19 protein-coding genes, 4 tRNA genes and 2 pseudogenes are annotated in these 18,861 nt (G+C 69.6%); 18 read left to right on the top strand and 7 right to left on the bottom strand.

The window, feature by feature from the left end; genetic code table 11:
• Positions 1-16 precede the first annotated feature (16 nt).
• Positions 17-584, top strand: a pseudogene (locus tag OHO27_RS16745) (SMI1/KNR4 family protein).
• Positions 585-985: 401 nt separating this feature from the next.
• Here OHO27_RS16745 and OHO27_RS16740 read toward each other — a convergent pair.
• Positions 986-2,266: an APC family permease gene (locus OHO27_RS16740; protein ID WP_328424701.1), complete on the bottom strand. Its 1,281-nt coding sequence runs from the start codon at positions 2,264-2,266 to the stop codon at positions 986-988.
• A 136-nt stretch (positions 2,267-2,402) separates the two neighbouring features.
• Between OHO27_RS16740 and OHO27_RS16735 the strand changes: the two genes are divergently transcribed.
• Positions 2,403-2,669: a GlsB/YeaQ/YmgE family stress response membrane protein gene (locus tag OHO27_RS16735; RefSeq protein WP_328424699.1), complete on the top strand. Its 267-nt coding sequence runs from the start codon at positions 2,403-2,405 to the stop codon at positions 2,667-2,669.
• Positions 2,670-2,845: 176 nt separating this feature from the next.
• Here OHO27_RS16735 and OHO27_RS16730 read toward each other — a convergent pair whose 3' ends face one another.
• Entirely contained in the window at positions 2,846-3,334 is a 489-nt protein-coding gene (locus tag OHO27_RS16730) for a YajQ family cyclic di-GMP-binding protein (protein WP_328424697.1), read from the bottom strand.
• Between the two features lie 222 nt (positions 3,335-3,556).
• Here OHO27_RS16730 and OHO27_RS16725 point away from each other — a divergent pair.
• A tRNA-Tyr gene (locus tag OHO27_RS16725) sits at positions 3,557-3,638 on the top strand.
• A gap of 85 nt (positions 3,639-3,723) precedes the next feature.
• The gene (locus tag OHO27_RS16720) at positions 3,724-3,936 is read left to right on the top strand and encodes a hypothetical protein (RefSeq protein ID WP_328424695.1); all 213 of its coding nucleotides are present in this window, start codon (positions 3,724-3,726) and stop codon (positions 3,934-3,936) included.
• 458 nt (positions 3,937-4,394) lie between these two features.
• On the opposite strand, the gene OHO27_RS16715 is transcribed toward OHO27_RS16720, so the two are convergent.
• Both OHO27_RS16715 and OHO27_RS16710 read right to left on the bottom strand, forming a co-directional pair.
• Positions 4,395-5,051 (bottom strand): SDR family oxidoreductase, encoded by a 657-nt coding sequence (locus OHO27_RS16715; RefSeq protein WP_328424693.1) that lies wholly within the window; start codon positions 5,049-5,051, stop codon positions 4,395-4,397.
• A gap of 177 nt (positions 5,052-5,228) precedes the next feature.
• Positions 5,229-6,494: an amidohydrolase family protein gene (locus tag OHO27_RS16710; protein WP_328424691.1), complete on the bottom strand. Its 1,266-nt coding sequence runs from the start codon at positions 6,492-6,494 to the stop codon at positions 5,229-5,231.
• Positions 6,495-6,776: 282 nt separating this feature from the next.
• On the opposite strand from OHO27_RS16710, the gene OHO27_RS16705 reads away from it, so the two are divergent.
• From OHO27_RS16705 to OHO27_RS16670, 8 genes are all read left to right on the top strand, one after another.
• A tRNA-Thr gene (locus tag OHO27_RS16705) sits at positions 6,777-6,849 on the top strand.
• Between the two features lie 46 nt (positions 6,850-6,895).
• Positions 6,896-6,968, top strand: a tRNA-Met gene (locus OHO27_RS16700).
• 89 nt (positions 6,969-7,057) lie between these two features.
• Positions 7,058-7,222: a 50S ribosomal protein L33 gene (rpmG, locus tag OHO27_RS16695; RefSeq protein WP_003948671.1), complete on the top strand. Its 165-nt coding sequence runs from the start codon at positions 7,058-7,060 to the stop codon at positions 7,220-7,222.
• Positions 7,223-7,356: 134 nt separating this feature from the next.
• The gene (locus OHO27_RS16690) at positions 7,357-7,821 is read left to right on the top strand and encodes a MaoC family dehydratase N-terminal domain-containing protein (protein ID WP_328424688.1); all 465 of its coding nucleotides are present in this window, start codon (positions 7,357-7,359) and stop codon (positions 7,819-7,821) included.
• A 5-nt stretch (positions 7,822-7,826) separates the two neighbouring features.
• Entirely contained in the window at positions 7,827-8,255 is a 429-nt protein-coding gene (locus OHO27_RS16685) for a MaoC family dehydratase (RefSeq protein WP_328424686.1), read from the top strand.
• Positions 8,256-8,367: 112 nt separating this feature from the next.
• A complete protein-coding gene (locus tag OHO27_RS16680; RefSeq protein ID WP_328424684.1) occupies positions 8,368-8,934 on the top strand; it encodes a TetR/AcrR family transcriptional regulator in 567 nt (188 codons plus the stop codon).
• Between the two features lie 104 nt (positions 8,935-9,038).
• Complete coding sequence (locus tag OHO27_RS16675; protein ID WP_328424682.1) at positions 9,039-10,511, top strand: MFS transporter; 1,473 nt, start codon at positions 9,039-9,041, stop codon at positions 10,509-10,511.
• Positions 10,512-10,894: 383 nt separating this feature from the next.
• Positions 10,895-11,950 (top strand): UDP-N-acetylmuramate dehydrogenase, encoded by a 1,056-nt coding sequence (locus OHO27_RS16670; protein ID WP_328424680.1) that lies wholly within the window; start codon positions 10,895-10,897, stop codon positions 11,948-11,950.
• Between the two features lie 28 nt (positions 11,951-11,978).
• Here OHO27_RS16670 and OHO27_RS16665 read toward each other — a convergent pair.
• Positions 11,979-12,610 (bottom strand): annotated as a pseudogene (locus OHO27_RS16665) (NAD(P)-dependent oxidoreductase).
• Between the two features lie 139 nt (positions 12,611-12,749).
• On the opposite strand from OHO27_RS16665, the gene OHO27_RS16660 reads away from it, so the two are divergent.
• Complete coding sequence (locus OHO27_RS16660) at positions 12,750-13,346, top strand: TetR/AcrR family transcriptional regulator (RefSeq protein WP_328424678.1); 597 nt, start codon at positions 12,750-12,752, stop codon at positions 13,344-13,346.
• Positions 13,347-13,368: 22 nt separating this feature from the next.
• On the opposite strand, the gene OHO27_RS16655 is transcribed toward OHO27_RS16660, so the two are convergent.
• The gene (locus tag OHO27_RS16655) at positions 13,369-14,397 is read right to left on the bottom strand and encodes an adenosine deaminase (RefSeq protein WP_328424676.1); all 1,029 of its coding nucleotides are present in this window, start codon (positions 14,395-14,397) and stop codon (positions 13,369-13,371) included.
• A gap of 143 nt (positions 14,398-14,540) precedes the next feature.
• Entirely contained in the window at positions 14,541-15,767 is a 1,227-nt protein-coding gene (locus OHO27_RS16650; RefSeq protein ID WP_328424674.1) for a pyridoxal phosphate-dependent aminotransferase, read from the bottom strand.
• 285 nt (positions 15,768-16,052) lie between these two features.
• Here OHO27_RS16650 and OHO27_RS16645 point away from each other — a divergent pair.
• From OHO27_RS16645 to rplA, 5 genes are all read left to right on the top strand, one after another.
• Positions 16,053-16,125: transfer RNA gene (locus tag OHO27_RS16645), tRNA-Trp, on the top strand.
• Positions 16,126-16,233: 108 nt separating this feature from the next.
• Positions 16,234-16,518, top strand: a complete 285-nt coding sequence (secE, locus tag OHO27_RS16640; RefSeq protein ID WP_234761724.1) for a preprotein translocase subunit SecE — start codon at positions 16,234-16,236, stop codon at positions 16,516-16,518.
• Positions 16,519-16,598: 80 nt separating this feature from the next.
• Positions 16,599-17,408, top strand: a complete 810-nt coding sequence (nusG, locus tag OHO27_RS16635) for a transcription termination/antitermination protein NusG (RefSeq protein ID WP_328424665.1) — start codon at positions 16,599-16,601, stop codon at positions 17,406-17,408.
• Positions 17,409-17,599: 191 nt separating this feature from the next.
• Positions 17,600-18,034 (top strand): 50S ribosomal protein L11, encoded by a 435-nt coding sequence (gene rplK / locus OHO27_RS16630; RefSeq protein ID WP_028805116.1) that lies wholly within the window; start codon positions 17,600-17,602, stop codon positions 18,032-18,034.
• A 78-nt stretch (positions 18,035-18,112) separates the two neighbouring features.
• Positions 18,113-18,838, top strand: coding sequence for a 50S ribosomal protein L1 (gene rplA, locus OHO27_RS16625; protein WP_328424663.1), 726 nt, complete (start codon positions 18,113-18,115; stop codon positions 18,836-18,838).
• Positions 18,839-18,861 lie beyond the last annotated feature (23 nt).

Here is an 18,861-nt window from a genome sequence, read left to right as displayed (position 1 = left end):
CTTGCATCATGAACGCATGACCGAGAACGAGCAGTTGCTGACGAGGGTGGCGGACAAGGCCCGCAACACCCGACCGTGGGGCTGGCCTTCGCTCCCCGAGCCCGTGGATGCGGCCACCGTGGCCCGCGCCGAGGCCGCGCTCGGCTTCCGCCTCCCCCCCGCTGCTCGCCCATCTCTACCTGCGTATAGGAGACGGCGGATTCGGTCCGGAGTACGGCCTGTTGCCCCTGCTCGACAGCCCTCCGGCCGGCGAACCCGCCTCCGTCACCCAGTACCTCGCCAACCGCGAGAGCGGGCGCAAGGACCCCGAATGGCCATGGCCCGAGGGCGTCCTGCCGATATCCCACTGGGGTTGCGCGATGTACGCATGCGTGGACTGCCGCAGCCCACAGGCCACCGTCCTCCTCTTCGAACCGAATGCCGACGACGCCGACAGGGCCTGGTATGTGGACGCCCCGAGCCTCATGGACTGGCTACGCGCCTGGGTTGACGGCACGGGCTGGTACGAGGAGATGAACGAGGAGCTGGAGCCGGCCCCTTGGACCGACTTCCGCATACGTACGCCTCCGGCTGGGGCGTCCTGAGGAGGCGTCGATCGGCGGTCACCTGGCGGACCGACGGCCGGTTGAGTGGCTCGACCGGTGGAGTGGAGCAATGTCCGGCGCCCACTCCGAGGGTGCTGAGCAGGCCCGTTCCGGCTGAGAGGGTTGACGCCGGCCCCGAGGTCGGCCCCGAGGTCGGCCCCGAGGTCGGCCCCGAGGTCGGCCCTGAGTGGGCCAAGGGCTGCGGGCACCGCCACTTGGCGACAGGTTCCGGCCACTGCGCGACAGGCCAAGGCCCCCGGCGGCCTGCCGCGGCTGCTGATCGGTCAGCGCCCCCGCCTGAGTACAGACCGGTCACGCCACGCGGTTCGGCAGCCAACGGCCCACCCACCGGCCCCGCAAGCCCTGTCCCAACCAGCGACACGCGCGCGTCCGTCGGCGGCCTACCTCCCCTGGTCGCCCCACCGTCGCGCCCCCCACCGCCGTCCCCCGTACGCGACCACACCCACCGCCAGCACACCCGCACCGACACCGACCGAGACCCACGGAAGCGAGAACGCCAGAACTACGCACCCGACGAGCCCCACCACCGGCACGACCCGTGAAGTCGCCGCCGAGTCGAGCGTCCAGGCCGAGGCATTGGCCACCGCGTAATAGGCCAGCACGCCGAAGGAGGAGAACCCGATCGCGCCTCGCACGTCCACCGTGGCGGCCAGGACAGCGACCACCGCGCCCACGGCCAGTTCAGCCCGGTGCGGCACCTGGAAGCGCGGATGCACGACGGCAAGGACGTGGGGGAGATGCCGGTCGCGGGCCATGGCCAGTGTCGTCCGCGAGACACCCAGGATCAGGGCGAGCAGCGAGCCCAGTGCGGCGACGGCCGCGCCTCCCCGCACCACAGGCGCCAGCCCCGGCACCCCGGCCGCCCGCACCGCGTCGGCCAGCGGCGCGCCGGCCTGCCCGAGAGCCTCCGAGCCAAGGATGGAAAGGACAGCCACCGACACACATACGTACACCGCCAGAGCGATGCCCAGGGCCAGCGGAATCGCCCGGGGGATGGTGCGCGCCGGGTCCCGCACCTCCTCACTGAGGGTCGCGATCCGCGCATACCCGGCGAACGCGAAGAACAGCAGTCCCGCCGCCTGCAGCACGCCGCCCACGCCGCCCACGCCGCCCGAGTCCCCGATGCCCAGGCGACCGGCGTCGGACTGCCCGGACCCCAGACACACCACCACCACACAAGCGAGGACAGCCAGGACCACTGCCACGATCACCCGGGTCAGCCAGGCGGACTTCTGGACACCGCCGTAGTTCACCGCGGTCAGCGCCACCACGGCCGCGACCGCCACCGCATGCGCCTGGCCCGGCCAGACGTACGCGCCCACGGTGAGCGCCATCGCGGCACAGGAGGCCGTCTTACCGACCACGAACGACCAGCCCGCGAGATATCCCCAGAACTCCCCGAGCCGCTCGCGCCCGTACACATACGTGCCGCCCGAGGCCGGATACACGGCTGCCAATCGCGCCGACGACTTGGCATTGCAGTAGGCGACCACGGCCGCGACCGCGAGCCCGAGAAGCAGTCCGGACCCCGCCGCGCGCGCCGCCGGGGCGAGGGCGGCAAAGATCCCAGCCCCGATCATCGAGCCGAGCCCGATGACCACGGCGTCGCCGACACCGAGGGTGCGCCGAAGCTCGGAGGAGGCGGAGCTTGACCGTGCCATGGCCCGAACCCTACTGATCGCTGCAACCGATGGGCGCCACGGTGACGTCCTGCTCATCAACAGAGCACGAACAAGCGCGCCCGAAATCACAGTGCCCGGAGAGTGCAGGCACAGCGCGGAAGGGCAGGTTCACGGCATGACGATCATCAGCTGGATCATTCTGGGGCTGTTGGCCGGGGCCATCGCCAAGGTTCTGCTGCCGGGCCGTGACCCGGGCGGCTTCATCGGCACGACGCTCATCGGTGTCGCGGGCGCGTTCATCGGTGGCTGGATTTCAGCCCGCTGGCTGGACCACCCGATCAGCAAGGACTTCTACGACGGCGCGACGTGGGCCTCCGCGATCGGCGGCGCCCTGGTGCTCTTGGTCGCCTACCGCATCCTGTTCGGCCACTCTCGCAACTGAGCGAGGCGAGCACACCCCGGACCGCGGCCAGCAGGCGAGAAGGGTGGGCACCTGAGGTGCCCACCCTTCCTCGTACGGCGTCGAAGTCTCAGCCGTAGCCGTAGCCGTAGCCGTAGCCGTAGCCGTAGCCGTAGCCGTAGCCGATGCCGAGCCGCAGGCGGCATCGGCTCATCTGTTCACCGGTAGTTCACGAACTGCAGCGCGAACTCGAAGTCCTTGCCCTTCAACAGGGCGATCACGGCCTGCAGGTCGTCCCGGTTCTTGGAGCTGACCCGCAGCTCGTCGCCCTGCACCTGGGCCTTCACACCCTTCGGACCCTCGTCGCGAATGATCTTCGCCACCTTCTTCGCGTTCTCCTGGGAGATGCCCTCCTCGATCGACGCGAAGATCTTGTACTCCTTGCCCGAGAGCTGGGGCTCGCCCGCGTCCAGGGCCTTCAGCGAGATCCCGCGCTTGATCAGCTTGGACTGGAAGACGTCGAGGACGGCGTTCACCCGGTCCTCGGAGTTCGCCTCCATCAGGATCTTTTCACCGGACCACGAGATCGAGGCACCCACGCCCTTGAAGTCGTAGCGCTGCGAGATCTCCTTGGCGGCCTGGTTGAGGGCGTTGTCGACCTCCTGCCGCTCGACCTTCGAGACGATGTCGAAACTGGAGTCGGCCATGTCCTGTGGCTCCTTGTATCGGTGCGTATGGGGTGCGTATCGGCGGGCGTGGGGGTGGCCGCCGAGCCCGGGGCAACCCGGGACCGCATCCGCACAAGCCTAGCCACCCTGTGTCCCCCGGGAGGCGATCAATCGGGTGGCGAAGCACCCCTCCGCATCGGGTATTGTTTACGTCGTTGCCAGCGAGCTCCGCCGAAAAGCGGTTCGAAAGGCAGCGACCCAGGCGGTGTGCCCGAGCGGCCAAAGGGAGCAGACTGTAAATCTGCCGGCTCAGCCTTCCCAGGTTCGAATCCTGGCGCCGCCACACTGGGGAAACCCCTCCGATCTGCGGAAACGTAGAGCGGAGGGGTTTTCGCGTTCCTGGGTGACGGCCGGGGCACACTGACCCCATGGCCACGCCCCGCAGAAGCTGCCCCGAGTGTCGTCGTGAGATCGCTGTCGTCGCCGGTCGGTTCGCGCGGCATGATCCACCCGGTGCGCGGGAGCACGGGGAACTCGTGTCGTGCCCCGGATCACGGCGACCGGCGCAACTCGGCGCTGCGCAGCCTGCATTGGACGGGTATGTCGTGCCCGTTTTCCCCGGCCAGCTGCCCCTGTTCTGAGCGCCCCGTCGATGGCCGCCCAAGATCCCATCGACGGACCCATCGCGCCCTGCTCCGAGCCTTCACGCGGCCCCATCACCCCCCCCGGCCCCCGAGCCTTCACATGGCCCCGTCGCCCCGTCGCCCCGTCGCCCCGTCGCCCCGGCCCCCGAGCGTCACTCCGCCAGCGAATGCTGGACGCTTGCCCGCGCATCCGCACCACCATCACCGATTCGCCGCCCGCGTCCCGGGCGGAGTCGATCCAGCCGCAGGCGAACCAGCCGCACGCTGTCGAGCCGCACGCGATCGAGCCGTACGCGGTCCAGCCCACGAGGAAATGCGCGGCGGCGAACTGCCGCGCCCAGTACGCGCGTACCGCCTCACAGCCGTGCAGCCGGGCTCCGTCCAGCACGTCCAGCACGTCCAGCACGTGCCAGGTGCACGGCGGGAGCCCGCTTCGGCCCCCGCCGGGCCCATCTTCAGTTCCCTGCCACCGACTTCACCGCCACCGACACCGGGGCCGAGCCGCTGATGAGTTCGAGGGTCAGGCCGGCCGTGGCCGGAGTGTCGAGCAACTCCGCGAGTGCGGCGGCCACGTCGTCCCGCGGGATCGGGCCGCGACCGGTGTGCGCCTCCAGGCGTACCAGGCCGGTTCCGGCGTCGTTGGTCAGCGCACCGGGGCGCAGGATCGTCCAGTCCAGGGCGTCCAGACCGCGGACGTACTCGTCGGCCCCACCCTTGGCCCGCAGGTAGACGTCGAAGATCTCGTCGCCCTCGTGCGCCGGGTCCGCGCCCATGGACGACACGACCACGAAGCGTCGTACGCCCGCCTGGACCGCCGCGTCCGCGAACAGGACAGCCGCGCCCTTGTCCACCGTGTCCTTGCGGCTCGTGCCGCTGCCCGGCCCCGCGCCGGCGGCGAAGACCGCCGCGTCAGCGCCTCGTAGGTGTGCCGCGACCTCCTCGACCGAGGCCGACTCCAGGTCCAGCACGACGGGTTCGGCGCCGGCCTCCCGCAGATCGTCGCCCTGTTCGGCCTTGCGGATGATCCCCGCGACCTCGTTCCCGCGCGCGGCGAGCAGTCGCTCAAGCCGCAGCGCGATCTGACCATGACCACCAGCGATGACAATGCGCATGTCTTCGACCGTACGCCCGGACAGCCGCGTTCGCCGCACGACTTCAGCCACGCCTCACGTCACCACGGGCACATGGCTCACATCCCCACGCCGGGCGCACGCTTCACGCGCGGGCGTCGGCGCACGAGCCACCCACGCACCCCCGGGCGGGCACCCTCGGGCGCGCACCCACATCCCTCACGACACCTCGCCCCGCCCCTGCCGCGGCAACCCCAACTCCGCGGCCACGGCCGAGTTGCAGTACTCCCGCACCGCGCTCGTCCGCGCCACCACGCGCCCCCGGTGCACCACGATGCGGCTGTACGCCAGGGACAGGGCCCCCGACAGCCGGTCCCCGCGCACCGCCAGCAACTCGGCCGGGAAGCCCGCCTCCACCCGCACCTCGGGCAGACCCAGCACCGCACGCGCCGACACACTCACGGCGTCGTACGCGTCGTCGGGGCGCAGCCCGTGACGTGAGGACAGCAGGTAGGCGGCCTCGAGTGGGTCCCCGCGCCCCACCGGGTTCGACACGTCCCTCAGGGCGCCGCTCCCCGCGGCGACGCGTACGCCGGCGGTGCGCAGCAGTCGTACGGGCGCGGTGCTCCGCCGTTCTGCGCCCCCGCAGCCGCCCTGCGGCAGGCACACCACCGTCACCCCAGCCGCCGCGAGCTGGTCCGCGGTGCGGGAAGCCACCTGGGCCGGGAGGCGTCCCAGGCCGCCGCACGGGCCGAGGGTCACGCCGGGCCGCAGTCCACCGGCCATCGCGGCGAGCCGGGCCAGGCGTCCCGGGTCGGTGGCGTCGGTGTGGAGATCGACGGGGCAGCCGTGTTCGGAGGCGACTTCGAGGACCGCCTCCACGTAGCCCGTCGGATCCGGGTCCAGGTCGGGGCAGCCGCCGACCACGGACGCGCCCATCTTCAGCGCGTCCCGCAGCATCGCCAGCCCCTCGGCGCCGGCCACTCCGGTCAGCAGCCGTGGCATCGCCACCGTCGTCAACTCGGTGAGCCCGCGCAGGGAACGCCGTGCTTGCAGGACCGCTTCCAGGGCGCCCAGCCCCTGAACGTCGCCCACGCGCACATGTGCCCGCAGCGCGGTCGCCCCGTGCCCGAGTTGGAGCAGGGCGGCCTCGGTGGCCCGGCGCTGGACGTCCTGGGGCTCGTACGAGACGGGTCCGCCCTCGTCGGCCGAGAGTGCGGTGTCGCCGTGGGCGTGCGGTTCGGCCGGGGCCGGCAGAAGCAGATAGCCGCCGAGGTCCACCCGCGCGCCGCACGCGTGCGTGCCGTCCCCCGCCAGGCTCCCGGCCGTGCCGACCGCCTCGATGCGCCCGCCGCCCAGCCGTACGTCCACGGTCCGGCCGTCGGTGAGCCGCGCCCCGCACAGCAGCAGAGCACCCGGGTCGGCCGGTCCGGACGAGCCCGACGAGGACGACGAGTGCGGCGGCTGGGGATGACTGTCGGGCATCGCGCTCCAGAGGCTCGGGCTGCGCATCGGGCTGCGGGCACGGTGCCGGGGGGTGCGCCGGGCCCGCAAGATCACGCAGAGTGAGTCGAGCCTAGGGTGGCGATACGGCCCGAGCGCGCAGGAGCGCAATAGTCGTACCGGTGTGGTCGGCCGAACGGAGCCGTCCCACGCGGTGCCGCAGTGGCCTGCGAGGCGCCTGCGCAGTGCTCCGTTCGCCCCCGGCAGGTGCCGCGAAACGGATTTGGGTGAACGGCCGCTGAGCGTGTAATGTCTTCATCGCTCGCCCCAATAGCTCAGTCGGTAGAGCGTCTCCATGGTAAGGAGAAGGTCTACGGTTCGATTCCGTATTGGGGCTCTGGTGTGTGAGGTTTCCGTCGCGAGACGGGAACCGATCGCATCACAGCGGTGTAGCTCAGTCGGTAGAGCAAGCGGCTCATAATCGCTGTGTCACCGGTTCAAGTCCGGTCACCGCTACTGACAGTAGCCGATTGCGGGGTCGGTCCTTCGATCGGCTACTCTTTTATGCGTTGAACCGTCCCATCCGTTCGTCAAGGAGCACTCACGTGGCTGCCACCGACGTCCGCCCGAAGATCACGCTGGCCTGCGTGGAGTGCAAGGAGCGGAACTACATCACCAAGAAGAACCGGCGTAACAACCCGGACCGTCTTGAGATGAAGAAGCACTGCCCGCGTTGCAATGCGCACACCGCGCATCGCGAGACGCGATAAATCAGGCTCGTACGCGAGGCCGTCCCCGATCGTGGGGGCGGCCTCGCGTCGTTTCCGCCCCGGTTACCGGTCGGTTCGGCCGATCCCGGTGAACCAGCAGGTCAACGGCAGCAGACAGCAGGAGGTGCCGAGCCATGGCGCTCGACCAGTCCTTCGTGGGGCGGAGTTACCCGCCCACCGAGCCCTACGAGGTGGGCCGGGAGAAGATCCGTGAGTTCGCGGAGGCGGTGGGGGACGCCAACCCGGCGTACACGGACCCTGAGGCCGCCAAGGCGCTCGGCCACCCCGATGTGATCGCGCCGCCGACCTTCGTGTTCTCGATCACCTTCAAGGCCGCTGGACAGGTCATCAAGGACCCCCAGCTGGGCCTGGACTACAGCCGCGTCGTGCACGGCGACCAGAAGTTCGCCTACAGCCGCCCGGTGCGCGCCGGTGACCGGCTGGCCGTCACGTCGACCATCGAGGCCATCAAGTCCATGGCCGGCAACGAGATCCTGGACGTCCGCGGCGAGGTCCACGACGAGGCGGGGGAGCACGTCGTGACCGCCTGGACCAAACTCGTGGCTCGTGGCGCGGACGCCGAAGAAGGGGAGGGCTGAGACCCATGACGGCGAAGATCGCGTACGGCGATGTCGAGGTCGGCACCGAACTGCCGGCCCAGAGCTTCCCGGTGACCCGCGCCGCGCTCGTCCAGTACGCGGGCGCCTCGGGTGACTTCAACCCGATCCACTGGAACGAGAAGTTCGCCAAGGAGGTCGGGCTGCCGGACGTCATCGCGCACGGCATGTTCACGATGGCCGAGGCGATCCGCGTCGTGACCGACTGGACCGGCGACCCCGGCGCGGTCGTCGAGTACGGCGTCCGCTTCACCAAGCCCGTCGTCGTACCGAACGACGACCAGGGCGCCACGATCGAAGTCAGTGGCAAGGTCGCGGTCAAGCTCGACGACAACAAGGTCCGCGTGGACCTGACCGTGAAGAGCGCCGAGCAGAAGGTGCTCGGGATGTCCCGGGCGGTCGTACAGCTGGCGTGAATGGCACACGCGTGCCGTGATGTAAGGGGCGTCCTCCAGGATGGGGCGCCCCTTACACATGCTTCGGCCACTTCGCTTGCATAGTTAGTGATTGAGTACTAACTTATCTTCCATGGTAAGGATGAGCGCAGAAGAGAGGCGTGAGAGCGTCATCCGCGCGGCGACGACCGAATTCGCCCGCGGTGGCTACTACGGCACGTCGACCGAGGCGATCGCCAGGCGGGTCGGTGTCTCGCAGCCGTATCTCTTCCGGCTCTTCCCGGGCAAGAAGGCGATCTTCCTCGCGGCGGCCGAACGCTGTGTGGAGGACACCGTCCGGATGTTCGCGGAGGCCGCCGACGGGCTGGAGGGCGAAGAGGCCCAGCGTGCCATGGGTGCCGCGTACCGCCAGGTCGTCTCCGACCAGCCCGAGCGGCTGATGATGCAGATGCAGATGTACCTCGCCGTCGCGGCCGCCGAGCAGGAGGGCGACCACGAGTTCGGCGAGACCGTACGCGCCGGTTGGATGCGACTGTGGGACACCGTCCATCTGCCGCTGGGGGCGGACGTCCACGAGACGACGACCTTCATGGCGTACGGGATGCTCATCAACTGCCTCGTCGCCATGGGTTTTCCTCCCGACCACCGGGTCTGGGCGGGGATGGAACTGCCGAAGCGGGCCGGGGAGCAGCACTCGTAGAAGGGTGAGGTGGCTCACCTGCACTCTCCATGCGAAAGTTAGTGATCAATAACTACCCAAGTAGTCGCACGCAGGAACCGGAACGCATCACCTCTGGGGGAGCGATGTCACACCAGACCGAACAGACCGAACAGACCGCGCGGACTGCGCGGACTGCGCGCCGTGGCGGGGCCGCGTGGGCCCTGGTCATCACCAGCGTCGCCGGGTTCATGGCGGCGCTCGACAATCTCGTCGTCACCACCGCACTGCCCTCCATCCGCAAGGACCTGGGCGGAGCGCTGGACGACTTGGAGTGGACGGTGAGCGCCTACACGCTCACCTTTGCCGTTCTGCTGATGTTCGGCGCGGCGCTCGGCGACCGCTTCGGCCGTCGCCGGCTCTTCCTCGGCGGCATCTCGATCTTCACCGGCGCGTCCGCCGCCGCGGCCCTCGCGCCCGGCATCGACTCCCTGATCGCCGCCCGCGCGGTGCAGGGCGCCGGTGCGGCGATCATGATGCCGCTGACGCTGACCCTGCTGACGGCGGCGGTGCCCGCGGCCAAGCGTGGGATGGCGTACGGCATCTGGGGTGCCGTCAACGGGCTCGCGATCGCGTCCGGGCCGCTGATCGGCGGCAGCCTCACCGAGCACATCTCCTGGCAGTGGATCTTCTGGCTGAACGTTCCGCTGGGCCTCGCCCTGCTGCCGCTCGCCCGCCTGCGCCTCGCCGAGTCGTACGGCACCGGCGCCCCGCTCGACATCACCGGAACGCTGCTCGCCAGCGGCGGTCTGTTCGGGATCGTGTATGGCCTGGTGCGCGGACCGGCCGAGGGCTGGACCGCGCCCTTGGTCCTGACCGGCCTGTTCGCCGGAGGCGCGCTGCTGGCAGGATTCGTCCTCTACAGCACCCGCGCCAAGAACCCGATGCTGCCGATGCGGCTGTTCCGCTCGCGGGCGTTCTCCGGGATCAATGCGGCGAGCATGCTGATGTTCCTCGGTATGTTCGGGTCGATCTTCCTGCTGAGCCAGTACATGCAGGGCGTGCTCGGCTACTCGCCGACCGAGGCGGGGCTGCGGATGCTGCCGTGGACCGGCATGCCGATGCTCGTCGCGCCGATCGCCGGCATCCTCTCCGACCGCATCGGCGGGCGCCCCGTCGTCGCCACCGGCCTGTTCCTCCAGGCCGCCGGGCTGGCCTATCTGGCCCCCGTGACCACCGTTGACGCGTCCTATGCCGTCCAGTTGCCCGGCCTGATCATCAGCGGCATCGGCATGGCCCTGTTCTTCGCCCCGGCGTCCAACCTGGTCATGTCCAGCGTCCGTGCCTCACAGCAGGGCGTCGCCTCCGGCGCCAACAACGCGCTGCGGGAGGTCGGCGGGGCGCTCGGCATCGCCGTCATGGCGTCGATCTTCTCCGCGCAGGGTGGGTACGAGACCGGCCAGACCTTCGTCGACGGGCTGCGGCCTGCGCTGGTCACCGGTGCTGTGGTGGTGGCTCTCGCGGGGGTGGCTGCGCTGCTGATCCCGGGGCGGGGGCGGGCCGGCGGGGCCGTGGGGCCGGCCGAGCCGGCGCGGACCCTGGAAACCATCGCTGGCTGACCGCACCTCAGCCCCGCGGGGTGGGCTACGCCGCCCGGCCCCGGGTTCTCGCCCCCGCCGCCCCTACCCGTCCCATCTCCAGGGGCTCCGCCCCTTCGACCCCGCCAGGGGGCTGCGCCCCTGGACCCCCCATCGGCCTGAACGGCCTCGTCCTCAAACTCCCCCAGAGGGGGCACCCCCAGACGGGCTGAGATTGCCTGGACCGGCACTGGAAAGCGGCCGGCAGAGTGGCCGTGGTGGCGTACCCCCGCGGCGCCGCAGTCGCCCATGGCGGCCCGGCCCCGACCCACCAAGGCACCCGCAGGCGCTACGCGAACCCCCACCAGACCAGCAACAGGCCGCCGCAGGCATCCCCGCCCCCACCGTCTCGTACTCTTGAGCCCGTGCAGGAACTCCACGACGCCCCCCTCGCCCCCCTCACCACCTTCCGCCTGGGCGGCCCCGCCACCAGGCTGGTCACCGCCACCACCGATGCCGAGGTGATCGCCGTCGTGCGTGAGGCCGACGCCGACGGCACCCCGCTGTTGATCATCGGCGGTGGATCGAACCTGGTCATCGGGGACAAGGGTTTCGACGGCACCGCGCTCGTCATCGCCACGAAGGGCTTCGAGCTGGACGGCACCACGCTCGAGCTGGCCGCCGGCGAGGTCTGGACCGACGCCGTCGCCCGCACCCTGGAAGCCGGCCTGGCCGGAATCGAGTGCCTCGCCGGAATCCCCGGCTCCGCAGGCGCCACGCCGATCCAGAACGTCGGCGCGTACGGCCAGGAGGTCTCCTCGACGATCACCGAGGTGATCGCGTACGACCGACAGACAGGCCAAACCGTCGTCATCCCGAACGCCGACTGCGCCTTCTCCTACCGCCACAGCCGCTTCAAGGCCGACCCGGACCGCTACGTCGTCCTGCGCGTCCGCTTCCAGCTGGAGAACGCCGAAGGTCTCTCCGCCCCCATCAAGTACGCCGAGACCGCCCGCGCCCTCGGCGTCGGGCCCGGCGACCGCGTCCCCCTTGCCGCCGCCCGCGAGACAGTGCTGAATCTGCGTTCCGGGAAGGGCATGGTCCTGGACGCCGAGGACCACGACACCTGGTCGGCCGGCTCCTTCTTCACCAACCCCATCCTCAGCGACGAGCAGTTCACGGCGTTCCACGCGCGCGTGCGCGAGCACCTCGGCGCCGACGTGGAGCCGCCCGCCTACCCGGCGGGGGACGGGCACATCAAGACCTCCGCGGCCTGGCTCATCGACAAGGCCGGCTTCACCAAGGGATACGGCACCGGCCCCGCCCGCATCTCCACCAAGCACACCCTCGCCCTCACCAACCGCGGCGCAGCGACCACCGAGGACCTCCTCGCGCTCGCCCGCGAGGTCGTAGCCGGAGTGCGCGAGATCTTCGGTATCACGCTGGTCAACGAGCCGGTGACGGTCGGAGTCAGCCTCTAGCCCTCCGGGTACTCCCGTAGCCGGGCCCTCAGTAGGCCACGCCCACCCCCTGCTTCACCGTCGCGGGATCCCCCACCATCCCCAGCATCGCGTGCGCCACATCCGCCCGCCCGATGAAGCGCCCCTTGCGCGGAAACCCGCCGACCACCGTCCGGTACCTGCCGGTGAGCGGCTTGTCCTGCAGACGCGGCGGCCGTACGACCGTCCAGTCCGTGCCGCTGCCAGCCACTTCGGCCTCCGTCTCCCGCAGGTCGGCGTAAATGTCCTTGAGGACCGCCGACACGATGCCGAGCACGGCCCGGTCCAGGAACCCGTCCCCCTCCGGCGCGGGCCCGACCGGCGCGGCGCTGACCACGAGCAGCCGCCGCACCTCCTCGGCCGCCAGGGCCGCCAGCACCGTCCGGGTCAACCGTGCCGCGATGCCCGCGTCCCTGCGTCCACGGGCACCGAGGCCGGACAGCACGGCGTCCCGTCCGGCGACGGCGGGTCGCAGGGCATCGGGGTCGGTCAGATCTGCTCGGAACACCTCCAGGCGGTCACCGGTGAGGGGAGCCGCGCGGGATCCCGTACGACGGCCGTGACCTCGTGACCGGCGTCCAGGGCCTGGCGGACGATCTCCTTGCCGATACCGCCGGTGGCACCGAAAACGGTGAGTTTCATGAGAGCTCCCGTACGCATGAGACAAGTCGTTGGATTGCGGGGCAGGTTGTTGGCGCGGGTGGGTGAGTATTCACTCACCCGCGCTCACCTCTAGAGTGAGTAAGTACTCACCCACCCGTCAAGGGCGATTGGACAAGCCATGCAGAACAAGCCGACCCGGGTCCGGCTCCTCGACGCCGCTCACGAGCTGATGCTGACGGTCGGGCTGGCTCGGGCGACGACGAAGGAGATCGCGCGGGCGGCCGGATGCTCCGAGGCCGCGCTCTACAAGCACTTCGACAGCAAGGAAGAGCTGTTCATCCGGGTGCTCACCGAGCGCCTGCCCCCACTGCGCCCCCTGCTCAGCAGCCTCGCCGCCGAGCCTGGCAGGCGCTCCCTCGAGGAAAACCTCACCGAGATCGCCCGCCAGGCAGCTCTGTTCTACGAGCAGAGCTTCCCGATTGCCGCATCGCTGTACGCGCAGACCGAGCTCAAGCGGCGGCACGACGACGCCATACGGCAGAAGGGGTCGGGCCCGCACGTGCCGATCCAGGAACTCGACACCTACCTGCGGGCCGAGCAGGAACTGGGCCGGGTCAGTACGGACACGGACACGTTCGCGGCGGCGTCGCTGCTGATGGGAGCCTGCGCGCAGCGGGCGTTCGCCTATGACGCGACGAAGGAGGCCGTGCGGCCCCCGGTGGAGGAGTTCGCCGCCCGGCTGGCCCGCACGCTGCTGGCCGGTATCGCCGACTGATGCCGGCCACGGGACGAGCGGCCTAGGTGAGCCAGTCGTCCACCCCGGCCAACAGCTTCGCCTTCACCTCGTCCGGCGCCGCCGACCCTCGCACCGACTGCCGCGCCAGTTCCGCCAGTTCCTCGTCCGTGAAGCCGTGGTGGTGGCGGGCGATGTCGTACTGGGCGGCCAGACGTGAGCCGAAGAGCAAGGGGTCGTCGGCGCCCAGGGCCATCGGGACGCCGGCCTCGTACAGCGTCCGCAGCGGGATGTCCTCCGGCTTCTCGTAGACGCCGAGGGCGATGTTCGACGCGGGACAGACCTCGCACGTCACGCCCCTGTCGGCGAGGCGCTTCAGCAGCCGCGGGTCCTCGGCGGCGCGCACCCCGTGGCCGATGCGGTTCGCGTCCAGGTCGTCCAGGCAGTCACGGACCGAGGACGGGCCGGTCAGCTCTCCGCCGTGCGGGGCCGACAGCAGGCCGCCCTCACGGGCGATGTGGAAGGCACGGTCGAAGTCCCGCGCCATGCCCCGGCGCTCGTCGTTCGACAGCCCGAAGCCGACCACGCCCCGGTCGGCGTACCGCACCGCGAGCCGCGCCAGCGTGCGGGCTTCCAGGGGGTGCTTCATCCGGTTCGCGGCGACCAGGACGCGCATCCCGATCCCGGTGTCCCGCGTCGCCGCCTCCACCGCGTCCAGGATGATCTCCAGCGCCGGGATCAGACCGCCCAGCCGGGGTGCGTACGACGTCGGGTCGACCTGGATCTCCAGCCAGCCGGAACCGTCCCTGACATCCTCCTCCGCGGCCTCTCTGACCAGCCGCTGGATGTCCTCCGGCTGCCGCAGGCACGAGCGCGCGGCGTCGTACAGGCGCTGGAAGCGGAACCAGCCCCGCTCGTCGGTCGCCCGCAGTTTCGGTGACTCCCCGCGGGTCAGCGCGTCGGTCAGCGCCTCGGGCAGGCGCACGCCGTACTTGTCGGCCAGTTCCAGCAGGGTCGCCGGCCGCATCGAGCCGGTGAAGTGCAGGTGCAGATGGGCTTTCGGCAGTTCAGAGACATCACGTACACGCTCCATTCCAGGATCCTGCCGTACGTGTACGCCGTCCCGGTAGCGGTTTCCCCGTTCGTGGTCTTGCTCGCACAAACAAATGGGTCACCCACGAAAAAAGGGTCACCTCCGGAAAACCGGAGGTGACCCATGGGAACGGAAGGCGGACGTCAGTCCCTGGCCTCCGCCAGCAGCTTCTGGATGCGGCTCACGCCCTCGACGAGGTCCTCGTCCCCGAGCGCGTACGACAGCCGCAGATAGCCCGGCGTGCCGAAGGCCTCGCCCGGCACCACCGCGACCTCGGCCTCCTCCAGGATCAGCGCGGCCAGCTCGACCGTGTCCTGCGGGCGCTTGCCGCGGATCTCCTTGCCGAGCAGGGCCTTGACCGACGGGTACGCGTAGAAGGCGCCCTCGGGCTCCGGGCAGAGCACTCCGTCGATCTCGTTGAGCATCCGCACGATCGTCTTGCGGCGGCGGTCGAAGGCCTCCCGCATCTTCGCGACCGCGTCCAGGTCACCGGACACCGCGGCCAGCGCAGCGACCTGGGCGACGTTCGAGACGTTCGACGTGGCGTGCGACTGCAGGTTGGTCGCGGCCTTCACCACGTCCTTCGGGCCGATGATCCAACCCACCCGCCAGCCCGTCATGGCGTACGTCTTGGCGACGCCGTTGACCACGATGCACTTGTCGCGCAGCTCCGGCAGGACCGCCGGCAGCGACACGGACACCGCGTCGCCGTAGACCAGGTGCTCGTAGATCTCGTCCGTCAGCACCCACAGGCCGTGCTCGACGGCCCAGCGGCCGATGGCCTCGGTCTCGGCCTCGCTGTAGACCGCGCCCGTCGGGTTGGACGGCGACACGAACAGGACGACCTTCGTCTTCTCCGTACGGGCCGCCTCCAACTGCTCCACGGAGACGCGGTAGCCGGTCGTCTCGTCGGCGACGACCTCGACCGGGACACCGCCCGCGAGGCGGATCGACTCCGGGTACGTCGTCCAGTACGGGGCCGGGACGATGACCTCGTCGCCCGGGTCGAGGATCGCGGCGAAGGCCTCGTAGATGGCCTGCTTGCCGCCGTTGGTGATCAGGATCTGCGACACGTCGGGCTCGTAGCCGGAGTCGCGCAGCGTCTTCGCGGCGATCGCGGCCTTCAGCTCGGGCAGACCGCCGGCGGGGGTGTAGCGGTGGTACTTCGGGTTCTTGCAGGCCTCGATTGCGGCCTCGACGATGTAGTCCGGGGTCGGGAAGTCGGGCTCACCGGCGCCGAAGCCGATCACCGGACGCCCGGCGGCCTTGAGGGCCTTGGCCTTGGCGTCCACGGCGAGGGTGGCGGACTCGGAGATCGCGCCGACTCGGGCGGAGACCCGGCGCTCGGTCGGAGGGGTTGCAGCGCTCATGGGGCCCATCGTTTCAGACAGGAAACGCGCCCGGCACGGGGGTTTCACGGACTGAACATCAGTTGAACAACCGTGCGGATCGCGGCCACGGCCAGCGGATCTTGTGTTCTTCGACCGGTGATCTTCGGCCGATCTTTCGCCGACCAAGCCCCCCACGGGCACTTTCTGTTCGACGGCGCGCCCAGGACCACGTACACTCTCACCTCGTTGGCCTTCAGCGGTCCGCAGTCGCAGGGTGTACACCGAGCACCCGTCCGGATGCGGTACGTTGGTGGGCAGACACAAAGGGTCGTAGCTCAATTGGTAGAGCACTGGTCTCCAAAACCAGCGGTTGGGGGTTCAAGTCCCTCCGGCCCTGCTACACACTCCTTCGCCAGGATGTGTGCGCATGTACGTACAGCAATGCACCGCCGTGCGGCTCAGACCGGGCGCGGCACGGCCACGACCCGGAATCAGGTGAGGACGAGTGACGGACGCCGTGGGCTCCATCGACATGCCTGATGCCCAGGACGAGGCGCCTGAGTCCAAGAAGACCCGTAAGGGTGGCAAGCGCGCCAAGAAGGGCCCGCTGAAGCGACTCGCGCTCTTCTACCGCCAGATTGTCGCGGAACTCCGCAAGGTTGTCTGGCCGACGCGTAACCAGCTGACGACGTACACCACAGTGGTGATCATCTTCGTCGTCATCATGATCGGTCTGGTGACCGTGATTGACTATGGGCTCGACAACGCCGCCAAGTACGTCTTCGGCTGAGCCAAGAGCGAAGGGCGCCGTGGTTACCGGCGCCCCTTTCGCATGTTCCACCCCTATGTATCCAGGAAGAAGCAGCCACCGTGTCTGACCAGAACCTGAACGACGCCGTCGAGCCGGACGAGTCCGTAGAAGACGAGCTCGACATCGTCGAGGGCGCGGACGAGGACCTGGACGAGGTCGAGGCTGCCGATGCCGAGGCGGGCGAGCCCGCCGAGGAAGCCGCGCTGCACGTCGAGGACGAGGAAGAGGCCCCCGAGGAGGAGGCCGAGCCCGTCGACCCCGTCGCCGCCCTGCGCGAGGAGCTCCGCACGCTGCCCGGCGAGTGGTACGTGATCCACACCTACGCCGGCTACGAGAACCGCGTGAAGACCAACCTGGAGCAGCGCGCCGTCTCGCTGAACGTCGAGGACTACATCTTCGCGGCCGAGGTGCCGCAAGAAGAGGTCGTCCAGATCAAGAACGGCGACCGCAAGACGATCAAGCAGAACAAGCTGCCGGGTTACGTCCTCGTCCGTATGGACCTGACCAACGAGTCCTGGGGCGTCGTCCGCAACACCCCCGGCGTCACCGGCTTCGTGGGCAACGCCTACGACCCGTACCCGCTGACCCTGGACGAGATCGTCAAGATGCTCGCCCCGGAGGCCGAGGAGAAGGCCGCCCGCGAGGCCGCCGAGGCCGAGGGCAAGCCCGCTCCGCAGCGCAAGGTCGAGGTCCAGGTACTGGACTTCGAGGTCGGCGACTCGGTCACCGTCACCGACGGCCCGTTCGCCACGCTGCAGGCCACGATCAACGAGATCAACGCCGACTCGAAGAAGGTCAAGGGCCTCGTCGAGATCTTCGGCCGCGAGACCCCGGTCGAGCTCAGCTTCGACCAGATCCAGAAGAACTAGCCCCTTCGGGGCTGCTTCGGTCCTTCTGGACACACCGCTTCCGAGCAGGTCAGATCGGCTCTCGTAGCTGCTCTGACCTGCTCGGTTTTTGGCCGCGCATAGATACCCGTTATCGTTGTGCGGTATGCCTCCATCCGGATGATCCGGACTGGATGGCTGAACACTCTCACTAAGACCCGGAGAGAGAGCACATGCCTCCCAAGAAGAAGAAGGTCACGGGGCTCATCAAGCTCCAGATCCAGGCCGGTGCCGCCAACCCGGCCCCGCCGGTCGGCCCCGCGCTGGGCCAGCACGGCGTCAACATCATGGAGTTCTGCAAGGCCTACAACGCCGCGACCGAGTCGCAGCGCGGTTGGGTCATCCCGGTGGAGATCACGGTCTACGAGGACCGTTCCTTCACCTTCATCACCAAGACTCCGCCGGCCGCCAAGATGATCCTCAAGGCTGCGGGTGTTGAGAAGGGCTCCGGCGAGCCGCACAAGACCAAGGTCGCCAAGATCACCGAGGCGCAGGTCCGCGAGATCGCCACCACCAAGATGCCCGACCTCAACGCCAACGACCTGGACGCCGCCGCGAAGATCATCGCCGGCACCGCCCGTTCCATGGGCATCACGGTCGAGGGCTGACGCCCACCTTCCCAGCAGAAGTGAGTGGCAGGGCCCGCTCGGCCCGGACCACAACTCCTAAGAAACCCAGGAGCAGTAGTGAGCAAGCGCAGCAAGACTCTCCGCGCTGCGGACGCCAAGATCGACCGGGACAAGCTCTACGCCCCGCTCGAGGCCGTCCGCCTCGCCAAGGAGACGTCCGCGACCAAGTTCGACGGCACCGTCGAGGTCGCCTTCCGTCTGGGTGTCGACCCGCGTAAGGCCGACCAGATGGTCCGTGGCACCGTGAACCTTCCGCACGGCACCGGTAAGACCGCCCGGGTCCTGGTCTTCGCGACCGGTGACCGTGCCGAGGCCGCGCGTGCCGCGGGCGCCGACATCGTCGGTTCCGACGAGCTGATCGACGAGGTCTCGAAGGGCCGCCTGGACTTCGACGCCGTCGTCGCCACCCCGGACCTCATGGGCAAGGTCGGCCGCCTCGGCCGTGTCCTCGGCCCGCGTGGTCTGATGCCGAACCCGAAGACCGGCACCGTGACGCCGGACGTGGTCAAGGCCGTGACCGAGATCAAGGGCGGCAAGATCGAGTTCCGAGTCGACAAGCACTCGAACCTGCACTTCATCATCGGCAAGGCGTCCTTCGACGACACCAAGCTGGTGGAGAACTACGGCGCCGCGCTGGACGAGATCCTCCGTCTGAAGCCGTCCGCCGCCAAGGGTCGCTACATCAAGAAGGCCGCCATCACCACCACGATGGGCCCCGGCGTTCCGGTCGACCCGAACCGCACCCGCAACCTCCTCGTCGAGGAGGACCCGGCCGCGGTCTGAGCCAACGGCTCACCAGGCTCGAA

Origin of the sequence: Streptomyces sp. NBC_00443 (assembly GCF_036014175.1) — a bacterium.
Taxonomy (GTDB): Bacteria; Actinomycetota; Actinomycetes; order Streptomycetales; family Streptomycetaceae; genus Streptomyces.
This window is presented reverse-complemented; position numbering and strand designations above follow the sequence as displayed.